Below are 11,978 nucleotides of genomic sequence, written 5' to 3' on the forward strand. Positions count from 1 at the left end.
ATCGAACGTGATCTTCCGCATGGAGTGCGCCTGTTCGACCATCATCCCGTGGTGGTCGTCAGCCTGGACTACATCAAGAGCGAACGCCACCGCGAACAGTTTCTCGCTACCGCCCCCGAATGCATCATCGTTGACGAGGCCCACACCTGCGCCAGCAGCGGCGCAGGCAAGCAATTGCGCTTCGAGTTGCTGCAACGCCTTGCCCGTGACGCGCAGCGACACCTGATTCTGCTGACCGCCACCCCTCACTCTGGTGACGAAACCGCCTTCTACAACCTGCTGTCGCTGCTCGATCCACGCTTTGCCGCCTTGCAAGGCCGCATGACAGCCTCCGACCCGCTGCGTCAGGAACTGGCGCGTCACTTCGTCCAGCGCCGTCGCAAGGACATCGTCGAGTGGCAGACCGAGACCCATGACGGGCGAGGTTTTCCCCGCCGCATGAAAACCGAGCTGACCTATCAACTCAGCGGCGAATGGGGCGCATTCTTCGACGCCGTGCAGGACTACTGCCGCGAACTGGCTGAAACCATCGAACAGCAAGGGCAGCGGCAAGAACAGCAAGGTGGCGCGCGCCTCATCTGGTACGCCACCCTGGCATTGTTGCGCTGCGTGGCATCGTCGCCCGCAGCCGCCGTCAAGGCGTTGACCACACGGCTGGAAGGCACTGTGCCGGATGAGGCGCTTCTCGGCGATGAGCGCCTGCACGATGGCGAGGCCGATGACCTCTCCGGCAGTGATCTGGAGCCTCCTGCCCAGGTGCAAGAAGCTGCGCCGCGCCTGCAAGCCTTGATCGCCGACGCGCAACGTCTTTCCGGCAAGGCGGGTGATCCAAAGCTGGCTGTGCTCATCCGGCATATTGACCTTCTGGTGAAGGATGGCTACCACCCGGTGGTGTTCTGCCGCTACATCGCCACCGCCCATTACGTGGCCGAACACCTCAAGGCCGCTTTCCCCAAGGCCACTGTCGATGCCGTCACCGGCGAACTCACCCCCGAAGAACGCCGCGAGCGCGTGGAAGACCTGGAGGATGCCGAGCAACGCATCCTGGTCGCCACCGACTGCCTTTCCGAAGGCATCAACCTGCAACACCTGTTCACCGCCGTCGTCCATTACGACCTGGCCTGGAACCCGACCCGCCACGAACAGCGCGAAGGCCGCGTCGATCGCTTCGGCCAGCAGGCCGACGAAGTGCGTTGCACCATGCTCTACGGGCAGGACAACCCGGTGGACGGTTTCGTGCTCAACGTCATCCTGCGCAAGGGCGAAGCCATCCAGAAAGAGCTGGGCGTGCTCGTGCCCCTGCCCGAAGACGAAGCCCGCATCAACCAGGCGCTGGTCAAAGCCGCGCTGATGAAACGCAGTGACAGCCGCGCCGCATCGCCCCAGGCCGCGTTCGATTTTGGCGAACCCGAACAACTGCTAGCGCCGTTGCAGGCCCAGTGGCAAGACGCCCTGGAAAAAGCCAAGGCCAACCGCACCGTCTTTGCCCAGCGCCGTATCAAGCCCGACGAAGTGCTGCCCGAATGGCACAAGCAGCAGCAGGCCCTGGGCACCCAGGCCAATGTGCAGCGCTTCCTGCAAAGCGCCTGCGTGCGCCTGGGCTCGCCCCTGGAAATGGGCCGCAAACAGACCGCCCGCTTCCTGCCGCAACACCTGCCCGAAGCCTTGCGCCAGCGCCTGGCCGATGAAGGCATCGACAAACCGCAAAGCATCGACTTTGCCGAACTGCACCGCAGCCACCCGCTGGTGGGCCTGCTGGCCCAGCACCTGCTGGAAGACGCACTTGGCGGCGAGCGTCCGCTGGCTGCCCGTTGTGCCGTCACGCTGACCAATGATGTGGAGGTCGTCACCACCCTCTACCTGCTGCGCCTGCGGCACCAGCTCAGCTATGTGCGCCGCCGCGAGCCCTTCCAGATGATGGCCGAAGAAACCGTGACGTTGGCCGTGCAGGGCCGCAACGCCCCGCAATGGCTGGCCGACGACAGCGCCAGCCGCCTGCTCGAATGCACACCCAGCGGCAACCTGCCCGCAGATGCCGTGCAACGCGAAGTCCGCGCCGCGCTCGATTACCTCGACGCACACCCGCAGCAGTTGCAGACCCTGGCCCGGCAGCGTGCCGATGCCCTGCTGACCGACCACGCGCGTGTGCGCGCCGCCGCCCGCGACGTCGGCCAGCACAGCGTCAGCCCCTGCCTGCCGGTCGATGTGATGGGCGTGTACGTGCTGCTGCCGGATTCACTCTGATGGAACAGGCCGCCGCCATGACGGAAACCGAAACCATTGAGTTGAAGAAGTCCCTGGCCGAGCTGAAACAGGGGCTGGTCTCGCTGGCCGCCATGCTCAACAAGCACGGCCAGGGCGAGTTGTGGTTCGGCATCGCCCCCAACGGCAAAGCCGTGGGCCTGGAGATCAACGAAAAGACCTTGCGTGATGTTTCCCAGGCCATTGCCGCGCATATCGAACCTGCCATTTATCCACACATCACCCAACAGTCCATCGAAGGCAAGCCGTGCCTGCACGTCAAGGCCGAGGGCTGGCAGCAGCCTTATCTGGCCTATGGTCGTGCTTACATGCGGGTGGCGGATGAAGATAAAAAACTCAGCGCCAGCGAACTGAAGAACCTCATCCTGCAAAGCAACCAGGATGCGCTGCGCTGGGAGAACGAACCCAGCGGCCTGACGCTTGCACAACTGAGCCCCGAAAAAATCAGCCGCTTCCTTGCACGCGCAGACCTGCCGCCAGACAGCGCCGCCAACGCCCTGGAAAAGCTCGACCTGTTGCGCCAGGGGGCGCCCATCAACGCCGCCAGCCTGTTTTTTACCGACGCGCCCATCCAGTTGCGCTGCGCGGTGTTTGCCACCCACACCAGTTCCACCATCATCGATCGTCACGATTTCGACGGCGACATCCTCGAACTGATCGAAGAGGCCGAAAAATACGCGCTGAAAAACATCCACATCGGCATGAGGCTGGAAGGCTTGCGCCGCGTGGACGTGCCCGAAATCCCGCTCAAGGCGATCCGCGAAGCACTGGTCAACGCCTTCTGCCACCGCGACTGGCGCGACCCGGACTATGTGCAGGTGGCCGTATTCAAGGACAGGCTGGAAATCCGCAGCCCCGGCAGCCTCTACGGCAACCTCACCTTTGACGAGATACGTCAGGGCAATGTCTCCCGCCGCCGCAACCCGAAAATTGCCGAGATGCTGCGCCGCATCCATCTGGTGGAAGCCTGGGGCCGGGGAGTGCCGCTGATTCTGGAAAACGCACCCGATGCCAGCTTCATCGAAATCGGTGGGCTGTTCATCACCCGCTTTGCGCGGCCGAGTGCTCGGCAGGCTATCCCAGAGACCAGCACAGAGACTGGCCTGAAAACTGCCCAAGAAACGACGAGAACTACCCAAGAAACTACCCAAGAAACTACCCAAGAAACTACCCAAGAAACTACCCAAGAAACTACCCAAGAAACTACCCAAGAAACTACCCAAGAACCGCCCAAGACCGCCCAGGAAGTCGTGCTTCAACACCTGCGCAGCCAGCCAGGCATCACGACGGTTGCGCTGGCGCGGGCAACAGGTCTCAGCACCGACGGCGTCAAGTACCACCTGACCCAGCTAAAACGCACCGGCAAGCTGCGCCGCCACGGCCCCACCAAGGGCGGCCACTGGGAAGTCATCGACGAGGCCACCGACCAAGCATGAAACGCATCCGCAAAACCCAGGCCACGCTCGACCTGCCCACCCTCAAGCTCGAAGGCGGCCTGTTCCTGCCCGACCAACTGGAAAAAGCCGCCCAGGGCCGCGCCAGCGCCCAGGGCGAGGCCGACTACGGCACCCCCAAGGGCGTCAAGCTCAAGGACGAATACAGCCGCGCTTTCCAGATCGCCTGCGCCCAATGGCAGCACTTCGCCGCGCAGATGGAGCGCGCCGACCTCGATGCCGCACAGCTCACCACCGCCTTCGTCCACGAACTGCTGCGCGACGCCTTCGGCTACGCCACCCTGCAAGCCGCGCCAGCACAGCCCGTGGGCGAACTGCGCTACCCGGTCAGCCTGATGGCGGGCCATCTGCCCGTACTGGTGGCCCCGCACACCCTGGGGCTGGACGAGGCCGACGCGCAGTTCGCCGTGCAGGGCGGCGGCAGCCGCAGGAAAGCCCCGTTCCAGGCCATGCAGGAGCTGCTCAACGCCAGCCCCGATCACCTCTGGGGCATCGTCAGCAACGGCAGGCAACTGCGCCTGCTGCGCGATGCCGCCAGCCTCACCCGCCCCAGCTTTCTCGAAGTCGATCTGGCCGACCTGCTCGGCGGCCAGCGTTATGCCGAATTTGCCAACGTCTGGCGCCTGCTGCACGCCAGCCGCTCTCCGATGGCTCCCTCTCCCCGCCAGCGGGGAGAGGGTTGGGGTGAGGGGCAATCCGCCGCCAACTGCATCTGGGAACGCTGGCGCAACGAAGGCCAGCAGGAAGGCACCCGCGTGCGCGATGGCCTGCGCGATGGCGTCGAACAGGCCCTGCTGACCTTCGGCCAGGGCTTCCTGCAACACCCCGACAACCACGCCCTGCGCGCCGCCCTGCATGAAGGCACGCTCAGCAAGGATGCTTACTTCCAGCAACTGCTGCGCCTGATCTACCGCCTCATCTTCGTGTTCACCGTGGAAGAGCGCGGCGTGCTGCACCCGCAAGATGACAGCGCCAAAGCCCAGGCCGCCCGCCGCGCCTATACCGAAGGCTACGCCCTGGCCCGCCTGCGCGAGCTGTGCCTCAAGCGCCGCGCCCGCACCCGCCACGACGACCAATGGCAGGCCATCCGCATCGTCTTCCGTGGCCTGGCCCAGGGCGAGCCGCGCCTGGCCTTGCCCGCATTGGGTGGCCTGTTCTCCCCCGGGCAATGCCCCGACCTCGACGCCGCCAGCCTGGACAACGCCCACCTGCTCGCCGCCCTGCAACACCTGCGCTGGGCCAAGCCGACCGGCGCGCAAAGCCTGGTGCCGGTGGACTACCGCAACATGGGCCCGGAAGAGCTGGGCAGCGTCTACGAAAGCCTGCTGGAACTGGTGCCCGCCATCGACCTGCCTGCACGCACCTTCGGCTTCGTCGGCCGCACCGAAGAGGGCAGCACCGCCGGCAACGCCCGCAAGCTCACCGGCAGCTACTACACCCCCGACAGCCTGGTGCAGGAGCTGATCAAGAGCGCGCTCGACCCCGTCATCGAACAGCGCCTGGCCGCCCACCCGGCCAGCCCCACCGAAGCACTGCTGGCCATCCGCGTCATCGACCCGGCCTGCGGCAGCGGCCACTTTCTGCTCGCCGCCGCCCGCCGTCTGGCGGAAAAGCTGGCCCAGTTGCGCAGCCTCGAAGGCGGGCAGGAGGGTGCCATCCAGCCGCAGGACTACCGCCACGCCCTGCGCGAAGTGGTGACCCGCTGCATCTACGGAGTGGACCGCAACCCCATGGCCATCGAACTGGCGCGCATGGCGCTGTGGCTCGAAGGCTACGAGGAGGGCCGCCCGCTGGGCTTTCTAGACCACCACCTGCAAGTGGGCGATGCCCTGCTGGGCTTGACCGACCTGAACGTGCTCGAGCAAGGTATCGCCAAGGATGCCTTCAAGCCCTTGAGCGGCGACGACAAGGACGTCTGCAAGGCACTGGCCAAGGCCAACGCCGCCGGTCTCAAGCAAATAGACAAGGATCTGAACCGAAAACAGATGCTGCTGGGTGTGGACAACCGCAGCGGCCTCGATGCCCTGCGCGCCATCGAAACCCTGCTCGCTGACACCCCCGAGCAGGTGGCCGCCAAGGAACAGGCCTGGCGCCGCTTTCTGGAAGACTCCGCCCACAGCCCCCTGGCCCACGCCGCCGATGCGCTGGTGGGCGCCTACCTGCTGCCCAAGACGGAGGACATGGCAGAAACTGTGCCCACCAGCATCACCCTGCATGCGCTGCTGACCGACCCGCAACGCGCCCAGACCGAGCACGCCGCGCCCATCGCCGCCGCACGCGCGGCCTGCGAACAGGCGCGCGTGTTCCACTGGCCGCTGGCCTTCCCGCAGGTGTTTGCGCAGGGCGGCTTCGACTGTGTGCTGGGCAATCCGCCGTGGGAGCGCATCAAGCTGCAAGAAGAAGAATTCTTCGCCACCCGCCACCGCGACGTGGCGCAAGCTCGCAACAAGGCCGAACGCGCCCAGCGCATCCAGTGGCTCAGTGAAGGCATGCTGGCACGCCACCTGTACCCCGACCTGGCCCATGAGGTGCATGAGGACGAGGCCGAAAAACGCCTCTACCGTGAATTCGTCACCGCCCGCCGCACGGCGGAGGCGGCCAGCGTGTTTGCCCATGTGAAAGGCAACGACGGCGGACGCTACCCGCTGACCGGCGTGGGCGACGTGAACACCTACGCGCTGTTTGCCGAAACCATCTTGCAAATCCATGCCGACAGCGGCCGCGCCGGCTTCATCGTGCCGACCGGCATTGCTACCGACGACAGTACCAAGGCGTACTTCGGGCACATCACCCAGAACCGGCGGCTGGTCAGCCTGTACGACATCGAGAACCGCGAGGCGGTGTTCCCCTCCGTACACCGCAGCTACAAGTTCTGCCTGCTCACCCTGGGCGCGGCGGAACGGGCCGAATTCGTCTGCTTCGCCACCCAGGTCAGCCAACTGGCCGACCCGCGCCGCCGCTTTACCCTCACGCCCGATGAATTCCGTCTCATCAACCCCAACACGCTCACCTGCCCGGTCTTCCGCAGCGAACGCGACGCGGAGCTGACCAAGAAGCTCTACCGCGCCGCCCCGGTGCTGATGCGCGATGTCGTAACCGCAGGCGAGGGCAAGCACGCCAAAGTGGTGGAACCTGAGCAAAACCCGTGGGGCATTTCGTTCATGGCGATGCTGCACATGTCCAACGACAGCCATCTGTTCAAGGACGAGCCAGCTGCCGACCGCTTGCCACTGTACGAAGCCAAGCTCATCCACCAGTTCGACCACCGCTGGGCCACCTACACGGCGGACGGCAACAGTCGCGATGTCACGCTGCCTGAAAAGGCCGACCCGGATTTCACCGTCACCCCGCGCTACTGGGTGCAAGCCCGCGAAGTCTGGCTACGCGTCGCCCGTCTGCCCGATGGCTTGCTGAAGGCTCTCAAGGACGGCAACGCCCAGGCCGCCGCGCTGTGCGTCACCCAGTTGTTGTTCGGTCGCTACCTGGCCGAACAGCGCCGCGCCCATCCCGGCATGGGCATCTATCCCGCGTGGAAAGCATTTGTCGCCCAGCATCCCTATGCCTGCGCCATCGTCCCCACATCACTGGGGTTCGTCGGGGATAACCCCCCATGCCTGCAACCGCTGAACGATGACTACCTGCCCGCCGAAGGCGAAGCCAGGGTGCAGCCCTACACGCCCGGCGCCAGCAGCGCCACCGCCTGGTACGCCACCGACCCCGACGCCGAGCGCGCCGTACTGGCGCTCGCCGCCGACTATGGCCATCTGCCGGCGTCGGAAGCGCCTATGGCGGACGAGTCCGACGTGCTCGCCTTGGCTGAACGCTGGCTGCAGGCCGCCTGCCCACAGTGGTTGATGGGGTGGCGTCGTAATGCGCGAGCTACTGATGAACGTACAACGATTGCAACAGTAATGCCCATGAGTGCTCAAGGAGACAGCGTTTTTCTCTGGCTTGTGGACGAATCGATCCAGGCTGTGCAGTCGGCTGCATTACTTGGCAATCTTGAATGCCTACCTCTTGATTTTGTGGCGAGACAGAAAGTAGGAGGTGTCAATTTCAGCTTCTACTACTTCAAACAACTTCCCATACTCCCGCCAGACCGCTACACCGAAGCCGACCTTGCATTCATCGTCCCGCGTGTACTGGAGCTGACCTACACCTCCTGGGATTTGCAGCCCTGGGCCGAGGAATTGGTGAGCGCATGGAAAACGGAAACCGGCGACTGGAAGCACTGCACCCCCGAGGCCATCCGCCGCTCGCCGCTCACCCCTTTCCCTTATGACCCCGACCGCCGCGCCACCCTGCGCGCCGAACTCGACGCCTACTACGCCAGACTCTACGGCCTCACCGAGGAAGAACTACGCTACATCCTCGACCCCGCCGACGTCATGGGCGACGACTACCCCAGCGAAACCTTCCGCGTGCTCAAGAACAAGGAACTGAAGGAGTTCGACGAATACCGCACGCAACGGCGGGTGCTGGAGGCGTGGGATGTGTTGCAACAGCAGCAGCCGATCACTGTGCCCACCGTCAAACCGTCGCGACGTACCGTGCCGCTTCCCGTCTATGCCGAAGGCGGCACGCCTGCTTCCGAAGCCGAGGATTGGCTGGCGGGCCTGGTGTGCGATGTGCTCCTGCAAGCCGGGCCGTGTGACGACAATCGCATGCGACGCATTCTTGGGGCACGATTGCCGGAAGACACGCCACATGCTGAGAGACTGCATGATTGGCTGGGGCCTGTGGACACGGAGCGTTGGACGCACATTTGTGGTTGGCTTCGTGATCTGTTGGGCGTCGCCGCAACGGCACCGCTGTCCATCCGTAACCCGGAAGCGCTGGCTGACATCATTGGTGACTATCGCACCGAATCGCTGGCGCGTGCCTTGATCGAGGCTCGTCGCCACCATGCGGCCGCTCTGGCAGAAGTGATGGCAGATTCGGCATCGGATGCGCAGACCGACGAACTGCGCAAACGGGGATAGGTGCTTATGAATGGTGCCGCCCTTTCGACGACAGGTCATGCCAGACCACGCCTCTGGGTCGAAACACTGTGGTTGCTGGATTCGCTGACATCCCAGCGACCCTTGCGCGAGATCCCCTTGCGGCGCGGGCTCAATCTGATCGTGTCACCACCTGGAGCGGGTAGCTCCGGTCACGGTGTCGGAAAGACAGCCTTCTGCCAGTTGCTGCGCTTCGTGCTGGATGATCCCCTTTGGTCCGGTTCGACCTTGCGCGACGAACTGCTGAGCAGTCGCGAGCTGAAAGAAGGCGCAGTCGCCGCCCGTGTGCATGTGGGTGGCGAGGTGTGGACGGTCCTGAAGCCGTGGCTGCATCAGAAACACTATCGAGCATCGCGATCTGCTGATTGGCGGCAGTTGGCCGCCAACGAGGCCGAAAACGAGTTCAGTGCCTACCAGGCTGCGCTGCGCCAGCATCTGGTCGAAATCCTGCCCGTTCAGGAGTTGCCAACCTCGAAGCAATCCATCGAGTGGCACCAGATTCTGGCCTGGTGTTCCCGCGACCAGAATGCGCGCTACCACAACTATTACCAGTGGCGCGCCGATGGCGTTGGATTCAGCCTGCCAGCAAGGTCCCCTGCGGCACTCATGCAAATCGTGCTGGGTCTGCTGCATGACGCGACAACACTGCGCGACCTGGACAGCACCGCCAGGGAGATGGAGGAGCAGAAATCGAAGTTGCAAGCACTGCGCGAGGAGCCCGCCCGCTTGTTGAAACATGTGCGCCGCCAACTGACTCGTCGCCTCGATGTCTCCGCCGCTACTCCGTTCCGGCAGGACGGCTTGCTTGAGCACCCAAACCTGATCGGCATCGCCAAGCAGCGTCATGAGGCTTATCAACAGGAGCTGTCGGCCATCGATGCCGAACGGCAAGAACTCGCGGCACAGCGCCAGGCGTGGGTGGAAAAGCGTGCACCGCTGAAAGCTGGCATTGACCTTCTGACCAATGAGATCAAGCAGAACGAAGCCATGCTGGCCGGTGACATGCAGCGGGTAGCCGAGTTGCAGGAAGAAGCATCGTCTTTGCAACAACAGCTACCCACTCGCTGCGACGCGGGAAACCGATTGCTCAGGGATTGCCGCCATGTGATGGAGCGGATCGAGCAGACGCAGATCGACCGGAAGCAGCGGATCGCTCTGCATCAGCGCTCCAAAGGAGAGCTTGAAAGCGAACTGGCGCCCCTGCGTCGCCGACGGGATGAGCTGGAGGCCGAGATAGCGCCCATGAATGCACAAGTTGCAGCCATCGATCAACGGGAAGCCGAGCTTATGACGAGGCACGCACAATCCCTGTCAGCCGACCAGATTCTCAGCGATGCCATCGAGGACTATGAACACTATGAAGACATCGCTACGGGCAAGTCATCCTCTCAGGAGATCACGACGCTGGAGCGCCAACTGAAATCGACCCAGCGCCGCCATGACCAGCTTCAAGTCCAGCTCGTCCAAGAACGCGACATGGTGGCAGGGCGCCGCCAAGCCATCAGCGCAGCCATGCAGGCCCTCGCCAAGTCGCTTCCCTCATTTCGCTGGGGCGTTTTCAACGATGAGGATAGGCACCGCAACCATCCATTTCAGATGGGGCCAATGCACTCGACAACCTTCAAGGTTCTGGAAATTCTGGCCGGGGATATCGCCTGCTTGCTCGACAGCACCTCCCCGGACAGCTTTCATCCGGGATTCCTGCTGCACGACTCACCTCGCGAGGCAGAAATGAGTGAGGCCATACTGTGGTCACTGCTTGGGCATGTCGCATCGAGTGGAGGTGATTCTTTCCAGTACATCGTCACCACATCGACTGAGCCCTCGGACGCTTTCAAGTCTTTTGAGCGGCTCAGGCTTTCATCCGACAGCGAGGATGGTCTTCTGCTTCGTCAGCGGGTGGGTGCAGAACAGGCGTCTTTGACATGAGTACCGCGGTGAATCCACTACAGCGGGCGCTGGTCGAGAAAGCCGGCCACGACAACGGCTTCGAGCATGTGCTGTCGCCGGTGGGCGATGCGGTGGGGCTGGCTTCGGCTCGCCATCGCAGCAAGGCGGCAGTGACCGCAGGGGCCGAAGGTTTCGAGGTGCGTTTTCAGCCGGCCACGCCCGCGCTGCTGCCGGAGCTGCTGCGCAGCTTCCAGCCCTGGGCCGGTGCCGATGACGTGTTTCGTGTGCCCACCCTGGCCGATCTGGCAGCCCTGCTGCGCCGCGCGGGCAGCCTGTCGCAGGCCTTGCCGAATCAGGCCGTGCGCGACTACCACGCCGCCGTGGCGCAGGCTGTCGAAGCGATACCCGCCGAGGCCCGGGGCACGGAAGTCGAGCGCCTGGTGCGTCAGCGCGTGGGGCAAGCGCGTTACCGCGATGCCTTGCTCACTTATTGGGATGGCGCCTGCGCCGTGACCGGCGTTACTGTGACCGAGGCGCTGCGTGCCAGCCATGCCAAGCCCTGGGCCGAATGTGCCGACGATGCTGAGCGGTTGGATGCCTTCAACGGCTTTCTGCTGGTCGCCAATCTCGATGCGCTATTCGATCGCTTTCTGATCAGCTTCGACGATGCCGGGCATCTGCTGACCAGCACCCGCCTGTCCCCAGGCGATCTGCACGGGCTTGGCATTCGCCCAGGCATGGTGCTGCGCTGGCTGACCAGTGAACACCTGCCCTATTTGCAATGGCACCGTGAACGCTTTCTACGCAGTGGATCCGCATCCTAGACTCCATCCATTGGCTGGATTAGCGGCCTAGATAGGTGGCAGTGATTTGAATGCGCTCGTGCCCCAATTCGCGGCTGATAGTCTGACGAGCGTGGTCGTCTTCCATGCGTTGCGTTGGGCTTAGCCCCTTGACTGAAAGACCACCTGCCGCTGGTGCCTTCCACCCCGTCAGCGCCTCATACCGCATCTGCGCATACCGATGCCGGAGTCCGTGCATGTTGCTCAGGCCTGCTGCCTTGCATTGCCCATCGTAGACGTGCCGCTGTTGGATGTAGGTCTTGTCCGCCGGAATCAGCGAGCCCAAACCTGCCAGCCGGTGGGACTCGTCCAGTACCGTCCGCTGCTCCGGCGTCTTGATCGGCACCGTCCGGTCACGTCCGCCCTTGGCCCATGAGCCTTTGATGGCGATGTGGTCGCCGCGGTCGGCATAGTGGGGTTGGAACTTGATGGACTGTAAGCGTCCGCCGACCTCACCTATCACCGCTGTGTGAACGATGCTGCGATGTCCGTTCTTTGGCAATCGGAGCGGCGGATGTCGAGCAAGGCGG

At 63.8% G+C, this 11,978-nt stretch carries 6 protein-coding genes; 5 read left to right on the plus strand and 1 reads right to left on the minus strand.

From position 1 onward, the window contains the following. The 5 genes from EV148_RS18085 to EV148_RS18105 all read left to right on the plus strand — a co-directional run. Nucleotides 1–2,244: helicase-related protein (locus tag EV148_RS18085; protein WP_132000259.1), on the plus strand; the 2,244-nt coding region annotated here is incomplete at its 5' end. Continuing rightward, nucleotides 2,244–3,698 carry an ATP-binding protein gene (locus EV148_RS18090; RefSeq protein ID WP_132000260.1) on the plus strand — a complete coding sequence of 485 codons (1,455 nt, stop codon included), beginning with the start codon at nt 2,244–2,246 and terminating at the stop codon, nt 3,696–3,698. The genes EV148_RS18085 and EV148_RS18090, both read left to right, overlap by 1 nt. Next, entirely contained in the window at nt 3,695–8,698 is a 5,004-nt protein-coding gene (locus EV148_RS18095; protein ID WP_241988147.1) for an Eco57I restriction-modification methylase domain-containing protein, read from the plus strand. The genes EV148_RS18090 and EV148_RS18095 overlap by 4 nt, the downstream gene beginning before the upstream one ends. Before the next feature lie 6 nt (nt 8,699–8,704). After that, nucleotides 8,705–10,645, plus strand: a complete 1,941-nt coding sequence (locus tag EV148_RS18100; protein WP_132000261.1) for a chromosome partitioning protein ParA — start codon at nt 8,705–8,707, stop codon at nt 10,643–10,645. After that, the gene (locus EV148_RS18105) at nt 10,642–11,430 is read left to right on the plus strand and encodes an HNH endonuclease (protein WP_241988148.1); all 789 of its coding nucleotides are present in this window, start codon (nt 10,642–10,644) and stop codon (nt 11,428–11,430) included. The genes EV148_RS18100 and EV148_RS18105 overlap by 4 nt, the downstream gene beginning before the upstream one ends. A gap of 19 nt (nt 11,431–11,449) precedes the next feature. On the opposite strand, the gene EV148_RS18110 is transcribed toward EV148_RS18105, so the two are convergent. Further along, nucleotides 11,450–11,978 (minus strand): site-specific integrase (locus tag EV148_RS18110; RefSeq protein ID WP_199222827.1); only part of this gene is annotated, 529 nt, incomplete at its 5' end.

The sequence above is a fragment of the Dokdonella fugitiva genome (assembly GCF_004342425.1).
GTDB classification, from domain to species: Bacteria; Pseudomonadota; Gammaproteobacteria; order Xanthomonadales; family Rhodanobacteraceae; genus Dokdonella_A; species Dokdonella_A fugitiva.